Annotated in this window: 17 protein-coding genes; 9 read left to right on the top strand and 8 right to left on the bottom strand. The window is 56.9% G+C overall.

Annotated elements, in window-relative coordinates; genetic code table 11:
* Nucleotides 1-122: 122 nt before the first annotated feature.
* The 3 genes from ACJ8J4_RS20335 (at nucleotide 123) to lldD (ending at nucleotide 4,132) form a co-directional block, all read left to right on the top strand.
* Nucleotides 123-1,043 (top strand): LysR family transcriptional regulator, encoded by a 921-nt coding sequence (locus ACJ8J4_RS20335; RefSeq protein ID WP_442516102.1) that lies wholly within the window; start codon nucleotides 123-125, stop codon nucleotides 1,041-1,043.
* 323 nt (nucleotides 1,044-1,366) lie between these two features.
* Entirely contained in the window at nucleotides 1,367-2,950 is a 1,584-nt protein-coding gene (locus ACJ8J4_RS20330; RefSeq protein WP_043139775.1) for an L-lactate permease, read from the top strand.
* Nucleotides 2,951-2,992: 42 nt separating this feature from the next.
* Nucleotides 2,993-4,132 carry an FMN-dependent L-lactate dehydrogenase LldD gene (lldD, locus tag ACJ8J4_RS20325; protein ID WP_025304093.1) on the top strand — a complete coding sequence of 380 codons (1,140 nt, stop codon included), beginning with the start codon at nucleotides 2,993-2,995 and terminating at the stop codon, nucleotides 4,130-4,132.
* Between the two features lies 1 nt (nucleotide 4,133).
* Here the strand turns inward: lldD and ACJ8J4_RS20320 are convergent, their stop codons facing one another.
* Nucleotides 4,134-4,943, bottom strand: coding sequence for a MoaF C-terminal domain-containing protein (locus ACJ8J4_RS20320; protein WP_038629879.1), 810 nt, complete (start codon nucleotides 4,941-4,943; stop codon nucleotides 4,134-4,136).
* 35 nt (nucleotides 4,944-4,978) lie between these two features.
* Entirely contained in the window at nucleotides 4,979-6,196 is a 1,218-nt protein-coding gene (locus tag ACJ8J4_RS20315) for an MFS transporter (RefSeq protein WP_043139766.1), read from the bottom strand.
* Between the two features lie 717 nt (nucleotides 6,197-6,913).
* Between ACJ8J4_RS20315 and ACJ8J4_RS20310 the strand changes: the two genes are divergently transcribed.
* Nucleotides 6,914-7,831 carry a TIGR03571 family LLM class oxidoreductase gene (locus tag ACJ8J4_RS20310; protein ID WP_025304096.1) on the top strand — a complete coding sequence of 306 codons (918 nt, stop codon included), beginning with the start codon at nucleotides 6,914-6,916 and terminating at the stop codon, nucleotides 7,829-7,831.
* A gap of 158 nt (nucleotides 7,832-7,989) precedes the next feature.
* Nucleotides 7,990-8,421, top strand: a complete 432-nt coding sequence (locus ACJ8J4_RS20305; RefSeq protein ID WP_038629881.1) for a VOC family protein — start codon at nucleotides 7,990-7,992, stop codon at nucleotides 8,419-8,421.
* Nucleotides 8,422-8,427: 6 nt separating this feature from the next.
* Here the strand turns inward: ACJ8J4_RS20305 and ACJ8J4_RS20300 are convergent, their stop codons facing one another.
* Nucleotides 8,428-9,972, bottom strand: a complete 1,545-nt coding sequence (locus ACJ8J4_RS20300) for a BCCT family transporter (RefSeq protein WP_049296183.1) — start codon at nucleotides 9,970-9,972, stop codon at nucleotides 8,428-8,430.
* Nucleotides 9,973-10,130: 158 nt separating this feature from the next.
* Between ACJ8J4_RS20300 and betI the strand changes: the two genes are divergently transcribed.
* Nucleotides 10,131-10,727 (top strand): transcriptional regulator BetI, encoded by a 597-nt coding sequence (betI, locus tag ACJ8J4_RS20295; RefSeq protein ID WP_025304099.1) that lies wholly within the window; start codon nucleotides 10,131-10,133, stop codon nucleotides 10,725-10,727.
* A 9-nt stretch (nucleotides 10,728-10,736) separates the two neighbouring features.
* On the opposite strand, the gene ACJ8J4_RS20290 is transcribed toward betI, so the two are convergent.
* A complete protein-coding gene (locus ACJ8J4_RS20290; protein WP_060448450.1) occupies nucleotides 10,737-12,506 on the bottom strand; it encodes an ABCB family ABC transporter ATP-binding protein/permease in 1,770 nt (589 codons plus the stop codon).
* 181 nt (nucleotides 12,507-12,687) lie between these two features.
* Between ACJ8J4_RS20290 and ACJ8J4_RS20285 the strand changes: the two genes are divergently transcribed.
* Nucleotides 12,688-13,545, top strand: coding sequence for an AraC family transcriptional regulator (locus ACJ8J4_RS20285; RefSeq protein ID WP_043142553.1), 858 nt, complete (start codon nucleotides 12,688-12,690; stop codon nucleotides 13,543-13,545).
* A gap of 34 nt (nucleotides 13,546-13,579) precedes the next feature.
* Here ACJ8J4_RS20285 and actS read toward each other — a convergent pair whose 3' ends face one another.
* Nucleotides 13,580-14,329, bottom strand: coding sequence for an amidase activator ActS (actS, locus tag ACJ8J4_RS20280; protein ID WP_025304102.1), 750 nt, complete (start codon nucleotides 14,327-14,329; stop codon nucleotides 13,580-13,582).
* Nucleotides 14,330-14,517: 188 nt separating this feature from the next.
* Nucleotides 14,518-15,147: an isochorismate family cysteine hydrolase YcaC gene (ycaC, locus tag ACJ8J4_RS20275; protein ID WP_025304103.1), complete on the bottom strand. Its 630-nt coding sequence runs from the start codon at nucleotides 15,145-15,147 to the stop codon at nucleotides 14,518-14,520.
* A gap of 189 nt (nucleotides 15,148-15,336) precedes the next feature.
* Between ycaC and ACJ8J4_RS20270 the strand changes: the two genes are divergently transcribed.
* Together ACJ8J4_RS20270 and ACJ8J4_RS20265 are read left to right on the top strand one after the other, a co-directional pair.
* Complete coding sequence (locus ACJ8J4_RS20270; protein WP_158523427.1) at nucleotides 15,337-16,203, top strand: LysR substrate-binding domain-containing protein; 867 nt, start codon at nucleotides 15,337-15,339, stop codon at nucleotides 16,201-16,203.
* 127 nt (nucleotides 16,204-16,330) lie between these two features.
* Nucleotides 16,331-16,900: an HdeD family acid-resistance protein gene (locus ACJ8J4_RS20265; RefSeq protein WP_164068559.1), complete on the top strand. Its 570-nt coding sequence runs from the start codon at nucleotides 16,331-16,333 to the stop codon at nucleotides 16,898-16,900.
* Between the two features lie 58 nt (nucleotides 16,901-16,958).
* Here ACJ8J4_RS20265 and ACJ8J4_RS20260 read toward each other — a convergent pair whose 3' ends face one another.
* Both ACJ8J4_RS20260 and ACJ8J4_RS20255 read right to left on the bottom strand, forming a co-directional pair.
* Nucleotides 16,959-18,218, bottom strand: a complete 1,260-nt coding sequence (locus tag ACJ8J4_RS20260; protein ID WP_141998893.1) for a glycoside hydrolase family 75 protein — start codon at nucleotides 18,216-18,218, stop codon at nucleotides 16,959-16,961.
* 73 nt (nucleotides 18,219-18,291) lie between these two features.
* Complete coding sequence (locus ACJ8J4_RS20255; RefSeq protein WP_141998895.1) at nucleotides 18,292-19,017, bottom strand: hypothetical protein; 726 nt, start codon at nucleotides 19,015-19,017, stop codon at nucleotides 18,292-18,294.
* Between the last annotated feature and the right edge of the window lie 248 nt (nucleotides 19,018-19,265).

The raw sequence follows: 19,265 nt of genomic DNA, 5'->3' as shown, positions 1-19,265 counted from the left end.
TCAAGACGAATTCTCATTGCTCGCGCAGCCTCTGATTTCGACGCCAAGGGCATTTTGATGATTGCTTATTGAAACGAGAGACTTACACTGACGCCTCTATCCGCTGAAGGGAACAGCCGATTATGCTCGCCACTCACGAATACGCCAACGACCTGATTCTGTTCGCCCTGATTGTCGACTACGGCTCGTTCAGCAAGGCCGCGGAGAGCGCCGGCATCACCAGTTCGGTGGTCAGTAAACGCATCGGGCGGCTGGAGAAATCCCTGGGCGCCCGGCTGCTGTACCGCACCACGCGCAGCCTGACGCTGACCGAAAGCGGCCAGGCGCTCTACCAACAGGCCAAAGAGATCGGCGCCAAAGTGCAGGAGGCACTGTACGCCGTCAGCGAAAAAAGCGAAGAATTAACCGGTACCATCCGCATGTCGGTGCCGACCATTTCGGGCGAGCTGCTGCTGAGCGAGAGCGTGGCGGAGTTTTGCGCACTGCATCCCAGTCTAAAGGTCGAAATGCGGCTGGAAAACCGCTTCGTCGATCTGGTGGAAGAAGGCATCGATCTGGCGATCCGTACCGGCACTATGCCAGATTCGAGCCTGATTGCCCGGCCGATCTTCGATTCCCGCTGGGTGATCGTCTGCTCGCCGGGCTATTTGAAAAGCCACCCGGAACCGCGCAGCGCCGAAGACCTGCTCGGCCACAATTGCCTGACCTACACCTACCAGGAGAGCGGCACCGCCAACTGGCTGATAAAACGGCCGGGGCGCAACGAAATCTACGAGCTGCAGGTTAACGGCAACCTGTCGGCCAACAATGCGCGGGCGATCCGCAAAGCGGTGATCGGCGGCCACGGCATCGCCATGGTGCCGCGCTGCATGGTGTATGAGGATTTGCAGGACGGCAAACTGACGGAGATCCTGGCCGGCCACTGCGGCAAGGTATTGGGCATTTACGCCGTCTATCCTTACACCCGCAATCTGCCGTTAAAAACTCGCCTGCTGATCGAACATATCATCGGTTCCTACCAAAATATCAGCCACTACTTCTGAATGGTCCTCTCTGATTATTTCCCCGCTGCCGCAAAAGACCGCGGGGATTACGGCATTTTTGGACATAATCTATTGAACATTAGCGCCTAATTAATGTGAGCTCGCGCACTCATCACACAGCAAAGATCCCTATCACACTGATTTTAAATCAATTAATTTAACCCCTTCTACCGGCGATTTTCTCACCGCCGACGCCGTTCGCCGATGTTAAAAAATTACCGCATGGCATCGTCACCAACGTTGTGATTAGAATGAAAATGTTGCGGTAATTAACCTTTCAGCTACATATCTCTGCCCATAAAAATAATAACCCTGAGGATCTTATGCCCCTGCTTTTTAGTATTGCGCCCATCGTCCTACTGATTTGGATGATGACCAAAAGGAATGGCGTGCCCTCTTATCTCGCCCTGCCGCTGACGGCCGCCGCGGTGTATGCCGTACAGCTCCTGTGGTTCGATGCCTCGCTGCGGCTGCTGCATGCGAATATCATCACCGCGCTGGTGTCGACGCTGACGCCGATCACCATCATCGCCGGCGCCATCCTGCTCAACAAACTGATGCAGGTAAGCGGCGCGGAAAACGTGGTGCGGCGCTGGCTGGAAACCATCAGCCCCAATCCCGTGGCTCAGCTGATGATTATCGGCTGGGCATTCGCCTTTATGATCGAGGGTGCCAGCGGCTTCGGCACCCCGGCCGCCATCGCCGCGCCGATTCTGGTCGGGCTGGGCTTCAACCCGCTGCGCGTCGCCCTGCTGACGCTGGTAATGAACTCGGTACCGGTCTCCTTCGGCGCCGTGGGCACCCCCACCTGGTTCGGCTTTGCCAATCTCGGCCTGTCGGACGCCAGCCTGCTGGAGATCGGCCGGCAAACCGCGCTGATCCACTTCATCGCCGGCTTCGTCATTCCTCTGCTGGCGCTGCGCTTTATCGTTTCCTGGCAGGATATCCGCCGTAACCTGCCGTTTATCCTGCTCAGCGTGCTGAGCTGCACCCTGCCCTATCTGCTGCTGGCCCAGGTGAACTATGAGTTCCCGGCGCTGGTCGGCGGCGCCATCGGCCTGGCGCTCTCGGTGCTGCTGGCACGCGGCGGCATCGGTCTCGCCCGCAGCGACAAACTGCAGAACGCCGGGCAGGCGGTGCCGTTCTTGCAGGTGGTCAAGGCCATGACCCCGACCCTGCTACTGATTGCTATTCTGATAGTGACGCGCGTGCATCAGTTGGGCCTGAAGGCGCTGCTCAACAACACCACGCTGCTGTGGCAGGAAAACCTCGGCTGGCTCGGGGAGCTGCGCATTAGTCAGGCGCTGATCGTCGAACTGCAGCAGGTACTGGGCACCTCCGCCGCCGCCGGCTACAAAACGCTGTATGTCCCGGCGCTGATCCCGTTCCTGTTGGTGGTGGTGCTGTGTATTCCGCTGTTCCGTCTGAATGGCGGCCAGGTGCGGCAAATGTTCAGCGAAACCGGCGGGCGCATCGCGCGGCCCTTTATCGCGCTTTTCGGCGCGCTGGTGATGGTCAACCTGATGATGCAGGGCGGCGACAACGCGCCGGTGATCCTGATCGGGAAAGCGTTGGCGGCGCTGACCGGCGAGAGCTGGCTGCTGTTCTCTTCGTTCCTCGGTGCGCTGGGCTCGTTCTTCTCCGGTTCCAATACCGTTTCGAACCTGACGTTCGGCGGCATTCAGCAATCGATCGCCCAGAGCAGCGGCCTTGACGTCAATCTGACGCTGGCCCTGCAGTCCGTCGGCGGCGCCATGGGCAACATGGTGTGCCTGAACAACATTATCGCGGTCTGTTCGATCCTCGGGATCGGTAACGCCGAAGGCAAAATCATCAGAAAGACCGTGCTGCCGATGCTGGCGTACGGCGGGATTGCGGCCGGTATGGCAGCGATCCTCACGCTCTGACTGAACACTCGTTATCGCAAGCAAGACAAGAAGGTAAACACTATGATCATCTCCGCGTCAACCGACTACCGGGCCGCCGCCCAGGCCAAACTGCCGCCGTTTCTGTTTCACTACATCGACGGCGGGGCCTACGCGGAGCATACGCTGAAGCGCAATACCGCAGATCTGGCCGATATTGCCCTGCGCCAGCGCGTGCTGCGCAATATGTCCGAACTCAGCCTGGAGACCACGCTGTTCGGCGAGCAGCTGGCGATGCCGGTAGCGCTGGGGCCGGTGGGGCTGACCGGCATGTACGCCCGCCGCGGCGAAGTGCAGGCCGCGCGTGCCGCGGCCAAAAAAGGCATTCCGTTCACGCTGTCCACCGTGTCGGTCTGCCCGATCGAAGAGGTAGCGCCGGCGATCGATCGGCCGATGTGGTTCCAGCTCTACGTGCTGAAAGATCGCGGCTTTATGCGCAACGCACTGGAGCGCGCCAAGGCCGCCGGCGTGAAAACGCTGGTGTTTACCGTCGACATGCCGGTGCCCGGCGCCCGTTACCGCGACGCCCACTCGGGAATGAGCGGCCCTAACGCCGCCCTGCGCCGCGTGCTGCAGGCGTTTACCCATCCGCAGTGGGCCTGGGATGTCGGCCTGTTCGGCAAGCCGCACGATCTGGGCAACGTCTCGGCCTACCGCGGCAAACCGACCAGCCTGGAAGACTACATCGGCTGGCTGGGCGCCAACTTCGATCCGTCGATTTCCTGGAAAGATCTGGAGTGGATCCGCGAATTCTGGGACGGCCCGATGATCATCAAAGGCATTCTGGATCCGGAAGACGCCAAAGACGCGGTGCGCTTCGGCGCCGACGGCATCATCGTCTCCAACCACGGCGGCCGCCAGCTGGACGGCGTGCTGTCGACCGCGCGCGCCATGCCGGCGATCGCCGACGCAGTGAAAGGCGACATTACCCTGTTGGCCGACTCCGGCATCCGCAGCGGCCTGGACGTGGTGCGCATGATCGCGCTGGGCGCCGACAGCGTGCTGCTGGGGCGCGCCTTCGTCTATGCGCTGGCGGCGGCGGGCGAAGCCGGGGTGGCCAACTTGCTGGATCTGATCGACAAGGAAATGCGCGTCGCTATGACGCTCACCGGCGCGAAATCCATCACGGAGATCAACGCCGGATCGCTGGTCAGAAACGCCTGATTCACAGCGGCTGCACGCCCTCCGGGTACGCGTTGTAGCTCATCTTGCTGATGAATGCCCCGGCCGGTGACACCAGCACCCGGCCGGCGGCGTCCAGCCCGAGGAAGGTGCCGGTGCAGCGTCCGGAGATAAAGTCGAAGAAGAACACCGAGCACACCGGGATAATCTTTTCCCGGAAGGTGAACAGGAACATCTCATCCTCAAACTTGTAGTAAGTGGCGTAGTCCATGTCGCCGTGGCCGAACTGTTCGCCGCGCAGGTTTTGCCAGGCGTAGCGCTCGGTGTTGACGTAGAAGTGCTCGTAGTAATGGTTGGGGCTGTAGACGTTCAGCGTGCGATAGCCGATCAGCTCGCGGGTCAAATGCGGTGCGATGCCGCCCGGCGTGACGCCTGCAATCAGCCCAACGTGGAAGCTTTGCTTGAGGCGAGACCCCTTTTCTACCGCATGTTCAGGCAGTAGCGTGCTGCGCACCAGCAGCGCCCGGCCGCTGTCGCGGTTGAGCACCAGCGTCAGGCATTCGTTGCCCGGCGACTGCAGCGGAATATTGAAGAAATAGCGTGCGGCGGAGGTTTGCACCTCTTCGTAAGCGTCCTCGCCGCTCTCCCCGCCCCAGGCCCAGAGCACCCGCTGCCGATCGGCGCTGAAACGCAGCGTGAAGTCCCCGCCGTCTTCAAAGGCGATCTGCAATGTTTTGCCGCGCCAGTCCTGGGTGCCCGGCAACCGGTTGGTGTCGATGCCGCGTGCGAAATCGTCGTAATTCTTCCAGTCCGGTTCGGCATTTTGATTCAGTACGGATTGTTCTGCTGACATCTTCGCTCTCCTTGATTGAATGGGATAAAACCGTCTTACACGTCGGCAACGCTCGCCGGTTTCACCGTTCTGCGGCTCACCACCGCGGGTGCAGTTTCATCGAGAAAACAGCTCAGTACGCCGGCGCAGACCGCGCCGGCAGCCGCCAGCCACATCACGCTGACCAGGCCATAGCGATCGGCGATCAGCCCGGCGATAAACGGCGCCAGGCAGCCGCCAATCACCTCGCCGATCCCCATCACCAGCCCCAACGCGGTGGCGATGCGTGCCGGCGACACCGTTTCCGACGGGATAGTGGCCATAAACAGCGTGAAGCAGCCGAGGCCGGTATAAGACAGGAACACCAGCACGCCCAGCAGCCACGGGTTGTCGACGTAGCTCAGGAACAGCGGGCAGCACACCGCCAGCAGCGAAAAGAAAATCAACGTCGGTTTGCGCCCGAGGCGATCGGAGATCGCCGGTACCGCCACGCCCCAGAAGACCCAGGCGGCGCCGATGGCGCTCATGATGCCGCCCATCGTGCCTTCACCGAAGCCACGGTCGGTCACCAAAAAGTTAGGGGTGAAGGTAATGATGATCATGAACCAGGTGACGAACACGCAGGAAATCAGAATGCACAGCGCCACGTTCTTGATTTTGAACAGCTCGCCGTAAGCGGCTTTGCCCGCCGCCTTACCGGTCGCCGGCGCGGCGATAAAGGCGGGATCTTTTTTGCCGTTCACATGGCGATAGATCAACCACGCCAGAATGATGCCCGGCACGGCGGTCAGGTGAAACGCCATGCTCCAGCCCCACTTCTGCGCCAGATAGATGATCAGCGGCGGCGCGATAATGCCGCCCAGCAGCCCCGGCGCCGCGCCCTGGATCAATCCCATGTTGAAACCGCGGCGCTGCGGCTGCGATTTTTCCACCATCAACGATTGCGCGATCGGCAAAACCGGCCCTTCGGCGATCCCCATGAGCGCCCGGAAGATCAATAGCATGGCAAACCCGCTGACCAATCCCGACAACGCGGAGAACAGCGAAAACACCAGGATCGACAGGATCAGCATCGGTTTGCGGATATTAAAGCGATCGGCTATCGCCCCCAGCCCCGCGCCAGACAGCGCCCAAGTCAATGCCAGCACCGCCGACAGCGTGCCGAGATGCACGTTGCTGAGCTTGAGGTCGGCGGCAATCATCGGAAACAGAAACGAGATGGTCAGACGATCGACGAACACGCAGCCGAAGACGAAAAATAAAATAATCAGCAACCGGTTCTCTTCACTTAATGCGCGGCGAGGCCCTGGCGATGTATTCATAGCGTCATTTGTCCATAAGTTAACTTATGAATGGCGACCCGCCATGGCATAAGTGTATTAAGCGCTCGGCCAAGAGAGACATTGGCCCTCCGTCACGACAACAACTCATTAACATATTAATGACATAAAATTATCGCAAGCCGGCGGTCTGTCAACCGGCGCTTTCTTAGAGACGAATGAAGTTTTTATCCGGTACTATTTTAAAATAGAATTATCACAATCAGATATTTTATCACTTTGTTTTTACAGACAATAAAATAATAACGGGTATTTTCCCGCGGTTAAAAATGCCTATTTTCACGCCATCTGTGAATAATCTCACCATTAACTCTTCAGGTTTATTAATTTGTTATCCCCTTTCAGTTAACGATAGGCAGCATTCGGATTCGTTTTTATCTATTGAATCATTTCGTTTTATTTCATGACCGCACAACAAAATAACTCTTACGAGGGAAAGGCTATTGGCAGGGTTACATCATTTAATCTGGACAATAACAAAAGCGCAGAGCGTGACGTAAATCACGGCAATCATGCCGTATCCTGCAAAGTAATTATGCTCGCAACAGCAATTATCTATTGCGATTAGGGCTGTTTATCTCAATTAAGCGCCATGCAACACTTCGTGCCATCGTTCGACACCGCGCCGCAAGGCCAGAGACGGAGTGACACATGAGCATCGAAAAACTAACCCGGGAGCCGCTTTCCATCGGCATCGAGTTGCCGCTGGACAACGATTGGTCCACCAGCGGGCAGCTGAAACGCCAGCAGGATGGGCGACCGTTCGGCGTGCCGGACATGAGCGAACACGCTGCGCGCATCAAGCTGGCCGATGAGCTCGGCTTTCGCGCCGCCTGGGTTCGCGACGTGCCGCTGTACGATCCGGACTTCGGCGACGCCGCGCAGGTGTTTGAGACCTTTACCTACCTCGGCTACCTGTCCAGCCTGACGCGCAATATTCTGCTGGGCACCGCGGCCGTGGTGCTGCCGCTGCGCCAGCCGTGGCTGGTACGCAAAGCGGCTTCCACGCTGCAAACGCTGAGCGGCGATCGTCTGCTGCTCGGCGTCGCCAGCGGCGATCGCCCTGTGGAATACCCGCTGTTCGGCGCCGATTACGCCGCGCGCGGTGAACGCTTTCGCACCAGCGTCGGCATTCTCAAAGGGGAAGCCGACAGCGCGCTCCAGCCTGGATTGCGCCTGCTACCGGCCACGCCGCCGCCGCCGCTGCTGGTCGCCGGGCTGGCGCAACAAACGCCTGAGTGGGTGGGAAAAAATATGGATGGCTGGCTGTCGTATCCCGGCACGCCTGCGGACCACGTTTCGCGGGTCAAACTCTGGCGTAACGTGGCCGGTGACAAACCCTACGTCAGCTTTATTCATCTCGACCTCACAGATAACGCCGACGCGCCGATTCAGCGCCATCGCTTCGGCATCAAGAGCGGCCGCAATGGGTTGATTCAGGAACTGAGCGCCATGCGTGACGCCGGGGTCAACCACATCGGCCTGCATTTCCGCCGCAACCAGCGGCCGCTGGAAGAGACGATGCAGGAGATCGGCCAACTGGTGTTACCGGAATTCCATCGCGCCTGACGCCCGCTTTAGCCCGCTATTCCGACCTGAGCTGGTCTTTGCCCCGTTACCGGGGCTTTTTTATTTCCGCCGCTGCTAGTTCATAACAACTCAGTCTAATCCCTGCGGCAAAACGGCGGCATGATGACGGGGAAACGAGCCACCATGAGGAATGAGCAATGACGGCAAAACTGACAGAAGCGAGCTTTTGGCGCAAAACCGCCGACTCTTCATCGCTGCGCGAGCCGCGCGTGCTGATCCGGGTCTACGTCGACGAAGGCGAGATTGACCGCGCCATCGCGTTTTACGAGCAGCTGCACGGCGTGGAAGCGGATATGCGTTTCGACTTTCCCGAGCATCGGTTGGTGCTGGCAGCGGTAGGACCGTTTCTGATCCTGGAAGGCGCGGAAGAAAACCTGCGCCCTTTTCGCAGCACCGTCGGCACGCTGCTGGTCGATGACATTTACCCTTACCACCAGCGGCTGCTGGCGGCCGGAGCCGAGATCTTCTTCGGCCCGGTGGAAGTGCCCACCGGCGCCTGTTTCAATGCGCGCCTGCCGGACGGCACGATTGTCGAGTACGTGCATCATCGGCCGCGCGCGGACGAATAAACCGCCTCAGGGGATCGCCGGCGTCATGGCGTAACCGCGCAGATCCTTGCGCAGGCTGACCATGTACAGCACGATCACCGCCGAGAACGGCAGGCCGCACAGCACCACCGCGGTTTGCATCGCGCTGAAACTGCCGGCGTACAGCAACCCGGCGCACACCAGCGTGGTGACCGCCGCCCAGAACACTCGCAGCCAGGCCGGCGCGTCATCGTGCGCGGAACCGCCCTGGCAGGAGAGGTTAGCTATCATCAGCGTGCCGGAGTCGACCGGCGTCAGGAACAGCACAAAGCTTATCACCACCACGAAACCGGCGGTCAGCTGGGTATAGGGCAGGTATTCGAACAGCTTGAACACCGCCATCGGCGGATCGCTTTGCGCTACCTGCCCCAGGATCGCCTGCCCGCCTTCCAGCACCAGGCTGATGGCGGTATTGCCGAAGATCGACAGCCACGCCAGCGTGAACCCGAGCGGGATCAGCAACACGCCGAAGATCAGTTCACGGATGGTGCGGCCTTTGGAAATGCGTGCGATAAACAGCCCGACGAACGGCGCCCACGCCACCCACCAGGCCCAATAAAACAGCGTCCAGGCACCCTGCCATTGGCGCGCCTTGCCGTACAGATACATATCAAAGCTGCGGCTGACGAGCGAGGTCAGATAATCCCCGAGGTTCTGCAACATGCCGTTGAGCAGGTTCAGCGTCGGGCCAGCCAGAAACACGAACAGCAGCAGCAGGCACAAGAAGCCGACGTTGATGTTCGACAGCATGGCAATGCCCTTCTCGACGCCGGTGACCGCCGCCAGCGTGGCCACCACCATCATCACCACGATCAGCGCCAGCAGTACGCCGGTGCTTTGCGGGATGTCGAACAGGTAAAACAGCCCCGAGTTCACCAGCAGCGCGCCGATCCCCAGGTTGGTCACCATCGAGATAACCGTCACCAGAATGCCGAAGCTGTCCACCAGATGGCCGACGCCACCGTGGATACGCTCGCCGAAGATCGGGTACAGCGCCGAACGCAGCGCCAGCGGCAAACCGCGACAATAGGCGAAATAGGCGAGCGCGGTGGCGATCAACGCATACAGCGCCCAACCGTGCAGCCCCCAGTGTAAAAAGGTCAGCGCCATCGCCTGCCGCGCCGCCGGCACGCTGCCGCCGCTGCCTTCCGGTGGCGACAGGAAGTGATCCAGCGGCTCATAGGCGCCGTAATACACCAGCGCAATACCGATGCCCGACGAGAACAGCATCGCCACCCAGGAGGGGTAGCTGAACTGCGGCGGCTCGTCATCCTGGCTCAGGCGAATATGGCCAAAGCGCGACAGCGCCAGCCAGAACACGAACGCCATGCAGGCGACCATCAGCAGCATGTAATACCAGCCGAACACATCGGCCACCCAGCTTTGCGCGACATTCAACCACTGTTTGCTGGCGGCGGGAAACAGCACAATCAGCGATCCCAGCAGCAGGATCACTGCCGCTGAACCGAAAAATACCGGGACATTTAATCTGACAGGTTCTTCGTCAAGCGATGGGGGAGTTTTCATTGTCATTGGCAGGCTTCCATGATGCGAAAGACAGACGATTTAAATGCAACCTTCAGTTAACATCTTATCGTCATTTATTTGACATTTTCGCAGCATATAGAGTATTGATTGACCGTTCAATCAATCAAATTCAAAGTGTGATTTGCCTATCAGTTGGGGAAAATATGTACCGCAGAGACATTCCTGAGCAGCGCAAGGAGCAGCTGATTAATGCCGCCTTCGAAACCATCAGCGTGGTGGGGCTGGCCGGAGTCACCCTCTCTCAGGTGGCGAAAGAGGCCGGGCTGTCGACCGGCATCGTCAGCCACTATTTTGGCGATAAAGAAGGATTGTTGAGCGCGACCATGCGCAAGATCCTGCGCGATCTGCGCGACGCGGTGGCCGAGTGCCGCGCTCAGGCGGCAAGCGACAGCCAGTCGCAGCTGTGCGCCATCATTCAGGGCAACTTCCACCCCAGCCAAACCAACGCTATTTCCATGCGCGCCTGGCTCGACTTCTGGGCCGCCAGCATGCACCAGCCGGTGCTGCGCCGCCTACAGCGCGCCAACGATCGGCGGCTCTATTCCAATATTTGCAGCCAGTTCCGCCGCGAGCTGCCGCTGCAGCAGGCGCGCGACGCGGCGCGCGGGCTGGCGGCGATGATCGATGGGCTTTGGCTGCGCGGTAGCCTGGCCGGGGATGACACCGATCTGCAGCAGGATTACCGCATCGCCTGCGACTACGTGATACAACGGCTCAGGGCCGCGCCATCGGCGGAGTGAACGGCAGCGTCAGCGCGGTTCCTGCTCTTCGCTGTACTGGGTTTGCCACATGGCAGCGTAGCGGCCGTTCGCCGCCAACAGCGCCTCATGCCCCCCGCGCTCGACGATCTCCCCCGCCTCCAGCACGATGATCTCATCGGCATCCACCACGGTGGAGAGCCGGTGGGCGATCACCAGCGTGGTGTGGTTGCGGCTCACCTCGCGCAGATGCCCCTGGATTTCGCGCTCGGTCTGGGTATCCAGCGCGCTGGTCGCCTCGTCGAACACCAGGATGGCCGGATTTTTCAGGATGGTGCGCGCGATCGCCACCCGCTGCTTTTCACCGCCCGACAGCTTCAGCCCGCGCTCACCCACCCGGGTGTCGTAACCGTCAGGCAGGCCGACGATAAAATCATGGATATGCGCCAGCCGCGCCGCCCGCTCGATGTCTTCATCGCTGGAGCCGGTTTTGCCGTAACCGATGTTGTAGCGCAGCGTATCGTTAAACAGCACCGTATCCTGCGGCACGATGCCGATCGCCTGCCGCAGGCTGGCCTGGGTCAGTTGGCGAATGTCCTGGCCGTCGAGGGTAATGGCGCCGCCCTGCACGTCGTAGAAGCGGAACAGCAGGCGCGACAGCGTGGACTTGCCCGCGCCGGAGGCGCCGACCACCGCCACCGTGTGGCCTGCCGGAATGGTAAAACTCACCTGCTTGAGGATTGGTCGGCGCGTGTCGTAACCGAAGCTGACCGCGTCGAACCGCACTTCGCCGCGATCGAGGCGCAGCGGCTGCGCATCCGGGCTATCGACGATCTCACGCTTTTCCTGCAGCAGATCGAACATATTCTCCATGTCGATCAGCGCCTGGCGCACCTCGGAATAAATAAAGCCGAAGAAGTTCAGCGGCTGATACAGCTGCAGCAGGTAGGCGTTGACCAGCACGAAGTCGCCGACCGTCATCGTCCCCTGGGTAATGCCCTGTGCCGCCATGGCCATCATCACGATCAGCCCGATCGAGATAATGGCGGTTTGCCCCAGGTTGATCGCGGTAAAACTGAATTGGTTCTTGATGGCGGCGTATTCGTACAGCCGGCGCGACAGATCGAAACGCTCGGCCTCGAACGCTTCATTGCCGAAGTACTTCACGGTCTCATAGTTCAGCAGGCTGTCGATGGATTTGCTGTTGGCGTCGGCGTTGGCCTTGTTGAGCTCGCGGCGAAAACGGGTGCGCCAGCTCACCGCCAGCACGGTGAACAGAATGTAGCAGCCGACCGTGGTCAGGATCGCCAGCGCAAACCAGCCGTTCAGCATATGCCACATGATTGCCGTGACCAGCGAGAGTTCGAACAGGATCGGCACGATGGAGAACAGCAGCCGCGACAGCACCGTGGACACCGCCTGGGTGCCGCGCTCGATAGACAGCGACAGCCCGCCGGTCTGGCGCTCCAGATGAAAGCGCAGGCTCAGCGCATGCAGCTGGCGAAACACCCGCACGCCCAACAGGCGCGTGGCGTTCTGGCTGACGTGGATAAACATCACGTTGCGCAGCTCCTCAAACAGCGCACCGCCCACCCGCGCCACGCCGTAGGCGATAATCAGCCCCAGCGGCACCGCCAGCATTTTCGCCGTCTCGCCGCTCAGCGCATCGACCATCGCTTTGTAGGCCAGCGGCACCAGCGTGGTGCTGACCTTGGCCGCCACCATAAACACGAAGGCCACCACCAGATACCCCCGCAGCCGCGGGTTGTCTTTCGGCCACAGGTAGGGCAGTAGGAATTTCAGCAAACGGGAACGGTCCATCATGTAATATTCATCTTCTCGGTCGGGCTCGCGGCGCATGGCCGCGCGGGGGTTATGAGTTTGGCCTGGCCGGCGGCGAACGCCGCAGCCATTCCGTTTTCCTGCGGTGGCAACTCAGCATCATCCGTCAGGAGAAGCAGCAGCGACTCGGGCAAAGTTCAGGCATGGAGGAGACAATCACATGACCCAGACGTATGCAAAGCGCTTTGCGCAGGTCTTTGACTATATCGACCGCCACCTGGACGAGGCGCTTACCGTCGACACGCTGAGCGAAGTGGCCCATTTTTCGCGCTTTCACTTTCAACGCCAGTTTAGCGCGTATTGCGGCATCTCGGTGTGGCGTTATATCCAGTGGATGAGGCTTAAACGCGCCTCTTACCGCCTGGCGTATAACCCGCTGGAGCCGGTGATTGACATCGCGCTGGACGCCGGTTTTCAAAACCCGGAGTCCTTCAGCCGCGCCTTCAAACAGGCGTTCAGCCAAACGCCGAGCCAGTTTCGCAAACAGCCGGCCTGGATCGATTGGCAGCAGCGCTTTCCCGAGCCGAAACACAAAAGGAAACAACCCATGAAGGTAGACATTGTCGATTTCCCGGCCACGCCAGTGGCGATGATCGAACATAGCGGCCCGCCCGCGCTGGTCAACGAAACCGCCGCACGCTTTATCGAGTGGCGCAAAACCAGCGGCCTGTCGCCGGTCAGAAGCAGCCGCACTTACGGCATTGCACCGCACGATCCGGCCACCACCGACGCGCAAGACTTCCACTTCTTCATTTGCGGCGAGGTCACTGCACCGATCCCGGAGGACAACGCCTCTGGCGTGGTGAACGGCACGCTGCCGGCCGGACGCTGCGCGGTGCTGCGCCATCACGGCTCGCTGGATGGGCTCTCGGAAAGTGCCCACTATCTGTACCGCGAGTGGTTGCCGGCCAGCGGCGAGGAGCTGCGTGACTTTCCGCTCTATTTCCACTACCACAACTTCGTGCACGAGGTGGCGGAATATGAACTGGTGACCGATCTTTATCTGCCACTGAAATAGCTGACATCCGGCCCCGTAAGGAGCCGGATTAATGTTAACAGGACGGCGACGATCCCTGCGGCGGCAGATAGCGCTGTGGATCGAGCGCGGTGGCGCGGTAGCGGATCTGGAAATGCAGGAACACCGAATCGGTGCCGGTGCTGCCCATGGTGCCAATCTTCTGCCCCGCTTTCACATCCTGGCCGTTGCGCACCAGCGTGGTGTCGTTGTGCGCGTAGGCGGTAATAAAGTCTTCGCCGTGCTTAATCATGATCAGGTTGCCGTAGCCGCGCAGCTGGTTGCCGACGTACACCACTTTGCCCTTGGCGGAAGCATAGATCGGCTGGCCGCGCTTACCGGCGATGTCGATGCCCTTGTTGCCGCCATCGGCATTGGAGTACGCCTGCACGATCCGGCCGCTGGTCGGCCAGCGCCAGCAACGTGCGGCGCCCGGCGGCGGCGTTTGCTTGGCGATCGCGGAGGAAGACGTTTTACGGCGCGTGGCGGCGGTTTTGGTCGGCGCGCTGCCGCTCAGCCGCAGCTTTTGCCCCACTTCCAGGCTATAAGGCGGGCGTATCTTGTTGATTCTGGCCAGATCGCTGACTTCGCTGTCGGTGATCCAGGCGATGTAGTACAGCGTATCGCCCCGTTTGACGGTGTAAGACTTGCCGGTGTAGCTGCCCTTTGGCAGTTTGTCGTAGTCACGGTTGTAGGTATTTTTACCCGAACACCCGGCCAACAATAGCCCCAATGTCAGACACACCGCGATGCGGCGCCACCTCGCCAGCTTGCTTCCTGTGCTCAAATCCTGTCCCCAATCGTCTTTTCGGTTCTGATACGCGTCAGCCGCACAGTGTAACATTTGCGCCGGGTCAGTCAAAAAGCGGGAAAGAGGCAACTATCGGAAAACAACTGGCACGGAGGCCGCTGCGGCACGATCGGCGGGAGGAAAAATGGCGCCATAAGGCGCCAAATCATGCAGCGATGCCGGGGTTACTGTTTACCTGAGGTCAGCAAACTGAAGCTGGTCATCAGATTGCGATAGTCAGGGATATGTTGAGAGAACAGGTTCCCCAACCCTTCGATATCATTTCGCCAATCGCGGTGCAATTCGCACGCCGCGCCAAACCAACTCATCAGCTGCGCGCCGGCCTGGGACATGCGATCCCAAGCCGCATCGCGCGTAATCGCATTGAACGTGCCGGATGCGTCGGTGATGACGAAAACCTCATACCCCTCTTCCAACGCAGAGAGCGCAGGAAACGCCACGCAAACCTCGGTCACCACGCCGGCGATGATCAGTTGTTTCTTGCCCGTGGCCTTTACCGCCTTGACGAAATCTTCATTATCCCAGGCATTGATATTGCCGGGACGAGCAATATAGGGGGCGTCAGGGAACGTTTGCTTTAGCTCTGGCACCAAAGGGCCGTTCGGTCCGTTTTCAAAACTCGTGGTCAGTATCGTCGGTAAATTGAAGTATTTAGCCAGATCGGCCAGCGCCAAAACATTATTTTTGAATTTATCCGGATCCTGATCTCTAACCAGGGACAGTAGCCCCGTCTGATGATCGACTAATAACACGGCGGCCTGTGCCTTATCTAATCGGTTATATTTAAAAGTCATTCCCTTCTCCTTTATCATCAAAATCATCAAATTCCGATCGCCCCATGCATTCCAAGCATGTAGCATGCTTTCAAACGCTCCGACATCAGGCTAGCAATGAACCAGCCGGGTAAATAGAACGATTATTGGGAATGAGTATCTCACCACTGGGAAGGTCAACTTTATATGATAGATTTCAATGAGATGGTTATGTTTGCCAGAGTAGTTGAATGCGGTGGATTTCTTTCCGCCAGTAAGAAGTTTGGTATACCCAAATCGACGCTATCAAGACGAATATCCAATTTGGAAAAAAGGCTCAATGTCAGACTTATTCAGCGTTCAACGCGAAACCTCATGGTCACCGATATAGGAAAAGAATATTATCAGTACTGCCTGCAGATGATTAGCACCGCAGAGAAAGCGGAATGCCTCATTATTAACAAAAGCGAAAAACCCACTGGAAAAATAAAACTAACCTGCTCAAACATTCTCCTGGATCTTGGCCTAACGGAAGTCCTGGCGAAATTCATGCTGCAATACCCCAAGGTCAATTTGCATGTAAAAATATTTAATCGCAACGTGGATATTATTTCTGAAGGGTATGACCTCTCATTAAAACTCATCGCCGATGAGCCCAAAAACAGCAACTTGGTGATGCGTCGAATTTGCGCTGTGCCCACCGCATTTATGGTCGCCCCCTCTGCAACTATTCAGTACCAAAGTATCAATACGCCCGAAGATCTCTCCAGTTTGCCAACGGTCGGGTGGTTATCGACCCATCTTCAGGCCGCCTGGACGTTTCAACAAGCCGATCGCGAAGTCAAAATAAACAACGAGTCGCGCATGGTGTGCGATGACATTCGCCTGATCAAGGAATCGATCGTAAAAGGCGTCGGTGTGGGCTGCCTGCCGCTGAAATTAGCCCGCCAGGAACTGCTCGACGGCAGCCTGAAAACGCTGCTCGACGACTGGACATTGGAACAACACAAGATTGTCGCGTTTTACCCTTCCAGACAAGGACTCCCCCCTTCGGTAAGGGCGCTGATTGATTTCATCGTTGATGAACTGGCCGAATAACACGCCGCTACCAAGCATAAACGCCACGCCGGATTTACCGCAGTGATTAAAAAGTGACTACTATAATAGAGCGCTCGGAAAAATAGAGTGCCCCCGAGGATCGCAACAAAGAGAATGGAGCTGTAACATGCTAAACCTTGATCGCAATAATCTGCCCCTCCTGAGCGAAGAACTGCTCAAAAAGCAACGCACCACCCTGCTGATCATCGCCTTCCTGCTGCTGGCGGGCGGTATAGTGTGCCTGGTTAATCCTTTCGCCTCCGGCGCGGCGCTGAGCATCGTGGTCGGCGTCCTGCTGCTGTTGAGCGGCGCCGGGCTGATTATCGCCATGATCGCCAACCGAGCGCAGAATACTTGGCCGATGATCGGCGGCATTCTGCTGGGTGTGGCCTACCTGATTATCGGCTATGTGTTCATCACCAGCCCGCTGGCGGGCATTCTGGCGCTGGCAGTGTACCTCGCCGTGCTGTTCGCGCTCGGCGGCATCGCCCGCCTGGCGGCTGGCTATATGCGCCGCGGATTGCCGGGCAACTGGCTGCAGTTCGTTATCGGCGTGCTCGATTTGATCATCGCCTGGATGCTGATCGGTTCAGGCCCGGCGGCGTCGGTCACGCTGGTGACGGCGATCGTCGGCATCGAGATGCTGGTCAGTTCCTTTGCGCTGTTCCAGGCGGCGAGTCTGTTTAGAAAAAGCTAACTCGGTAGCCGCCACTCCCTTGAGCGGCGGCTTTGAATAACACGCCAATAAAAATACCCTAGGGCATTCTTATTGCGTAACGCCATTCCCCAATCGTTGAACCTATACCATCGAGAGAACGTAGGTGGATACCAAAATATTGATTATCAAAAATAGCCGCATAGCCGACCTGCTCGGCAGAAAACGAGACAAAGCAATAAACATGGTCAAATTCCTTGAGGTGGCCAATCGGCCCAGAGACACAAATATCTCCCGGCGCCAAACTCGCACGGTGGGTTATCTTCTGCCATCCCTGCTCCAGAGCCCATTCAACGAAATAATCAACATTGATAGACTGCATGCTGCCAAGTTGCGGATAAGGTAGGTCACAAAGTTTAAGGCAACTGACCTGGTGTGCAACACAGGCATTACTTGTCGCGGTAGGGCTGTATTCCGGCACAAACCAGTCTTCTACTGCTTCCCTGATTGAACGGTAATCTTCTTTAAACATCCCGACAAACCGTTCAGCATTACTGGGAAATTGATCATTCCACACCATGGCATCAGCCAGTTGCACAACAAACGGTGCATCTATCGTGACCTTTGTTTTGGGCAGTAGTTGCAGTATCAGAGCGAGCTCCTGAGTATCACTATATTCTTTAACATGACTTTCTCCCGATTTCGACGAGATAACTACCGTCGGAGTTCCCTTTCCATTACTACCTAACATAACACCGGAGATATCTTCGATTTTCATCGGCAAACTAAAAGGCAAGTTTTCCTTGAATAACTCTCTACCATATGCCTGGATCGTTTCAAAACTCACCGTTGCCCCCAAGCTTGCAGAACCTGCAATGACCTCATAGGTCACGCCATATCCGATCCCCCTGATTATTTTTTTCTTATTTTTACTCCATGGGTTAACGCCAAGCGCTTCGACTGCGGCAATGGAGGCCTCTCCGATAGAATCTTTTCCACCGACGTCTGCACAGATTGCATAGATATGATTATTTTTATAATTTATTTTAGCCATATCTCCCATATTCACAGCGACCCCGGTGATCTTCTTCCAATTACCTGGAATAACAAAATATGGAATAATACGTGCATTAACATAATCTCCCTCACCTCGCCAACCATTCCCTCTTCTTAAGCTGGTTTCCTTTTGCCCTGTCGGATCGATTTCCTCGGCATCAGGACTGCCATCGGCATCCGTATCCGCATCGGCAATAATTAAAATATGGCCATCATCTTTAATCATAACTACAGGATCTGGCATGACCGGCTCATCTGGGGAAGTCCGGTTATTTTTCCATGGGTGGGAGATGATATTTGACATAATGTTACCCTCGGTGAAAGGATGGCACCAACCGATATATATTACCGACAAGCAAAAAGATATACGTGATACATTATGACGGCTTGTCGGCCATATTAATTCGGCAGAGTTTTATCTTCGATTTAACAGATGCGACCACCAACTCTTTGTCTTCTTTACTGTAAAATTTACTCCCTTGACTCATTGTGACACTCAGCAATCTTTCTTTATTTTGTTGTTCTTTTTTAATGGCTTCCGCCAACGCATCAAGATTAGGCGTGATTAATTCAACACCCGCCTGCCTGATCTCCAATTCATAGGCCAAATCCTCCAGATTCTGGTAGAGATAATTTCCAATATCAGTATAGTATGCCTTGTTAGCATTAATAATTAACGCAATATCCTGATCTAAAAGGTTAACGGCTTCATACATGCAATTAGCCGATGCCGCAGCCGTCTTGTAATTATAGATTTGCGTTGCATAATTATAATGACCGGGAAAGATATTAGCGCCAGCTGCAATGCCGCCACTGTACATCGCAGTGGTCACTGAACCACTTGCGGCCGAAATCACAGCAACGAGAGTACCAAAAAAACCCACTTCATTATATCCATAAGTTTGCTGATAAAGACTTATGTATTTTTCTCGCCATAAATTCCGATAAACCAAAGCGATTTTTTTAATGTTATCAATCTTAGGTTTTTTTTCTGCCTCGACCGGCCACGGTGCGGGCCGAGGTGTTTCTACCGGGATCGGATAAGGACTAGTACAGCCAGAAAGCATCCACGCTAATGATAATGAAGCTAATAGATTATTCATATTCTAAGCTCACAACACAGACACTTATTTATAAAAATAGCTCAGTACTTTTTTTCCTCCACTTTTCTAGTTATAGACTTTTAGTTTGAAATTTAAATCTAAGAAATCAACGATCGTCTGATATTTTGTTCTTAACAATGGTTTACCTATGCATAAAAATCTTGGATAGAATATCTTTGACCACCGCTCCTTTTCACTAAAGTTAAAACATTCAATATAATAAAGCAGACCTCTGCCCTGACGGAAAA

The sequence above is a fragment of the Serratia sp. CY47280 genome (assembly GCF_052168655.1).
In the GTDB taxonomy this organism is placed as follows: Bacteria; Pseudomonadota; Gammaproteobacteria; order Enterobacterales; family Enterobacteriaceae; genus Serratia; species Serratia bockelmannii.
This window is presented reverse-complemented; position numbering and strand designations above follow the sequence as displayed.

Coding starts and splice junctions, on each gene's coding strand:
- ACJ8J4_RS20335 (WP_442516102.1), top strand. CDS start 123: ATGCTCGCCACTCACGAATACGCCAACGACCTGATTCTGTTCGCCCTG.
- ACJ8J4_RS20330 (WP_043139775.1), top strand. CDS start 1,367: ATGCCCCTGCTTTTTAGTATTGCGCCCATCGTCCTACTGATTTGGATG.
- lldD (WP_025304093.1), top strand. CDS start 2,993: ATGATCATCTCCGCGTCAACCGACTACCGGGCCGCCGCCCAGGCCAAA.
- ACJ8J4_RS20320 (WP_038629879.1), bottom strand. CDS start 4,943: ATGTCAGCAGAACAATCCGTACTGAATCAAAATGCCGAACCGGACTGG.
- ACJ8J4_RS20310 (WP_025304096.1), top strand. CDS start 6,914: ATGAGCATCGAAAAACTAACCCGGGAGCCGCTTTCCATCGGCATCGAG.
- ACJ8J4_RS20305 (WP_038629881.1), top strand. CDS start 7,990: ATGACGGCAAAACTGACAGAAGCGAGCTTTTGGCGCAAAACCGCCGAC.
- ACJ8J4_RS20300 (WP_049296183.1), bottom strand. CDS start 9,972: ATGACAATGAAAACTCCCCCATCGCTTGACGAAGAACCTGTCAGATTA.
- betI (WP_025304099.1), top strand. CDS start 10,131: ATGTACCGCAGAGACATTCCTGAGCAGCGCAAGGAGCAGCTGATTAAT.
- ACJ8J4_RS20290 (WP_060448450.1), bottom strand. CDS start 12,506: ATGGACCGTTCCCGTTTGCTGAAATTCCTACTGCCCTACCTGTGGCCG.
- ACJ8J4_RS20285 (WP_043142553.1), top strand. CDS start 12,688: ATGACCCAGACGTATGCAAAGCGCTTTGCGCAGGTCTTTGACTATATC.
- ycaC (WP_025304103.1), bottom strand. CDS start 15,147: ATGACTTTTAAATATAACCGATTAGATAAGGCACAGGCCGCCGTGTTA.
- ACJ8J4_RS20270 (WP_158523427.1), top strand. CDS start 15,337: ATGTTTGCCAGAGTAGTTGAATGCGGTGGATTTCTTTCCGCCAGTAAG.
- ACJ8J4_RS20265 (WP_164068559.1), top strand. CDS start 16,331: ATGCTAAACCTTGATCGCAATAATCTGCCCCTCCTGAGCGAAGAACTG.
- ACJ8J4_RS20260 (WP_141998893.1), bottom strand. CDS start 18,218: ATGTCAAATATCATCTCCCACCCATGGAAAAATAACCGGACTTCCCCA.
- ACJ8J4_RS20255 (WP_141998895.1), bottom strand. CDS start 19,017: ATGAATAATCTATTAGCTTCATTATCATTAGCGTGGATGCTTTCTGGC.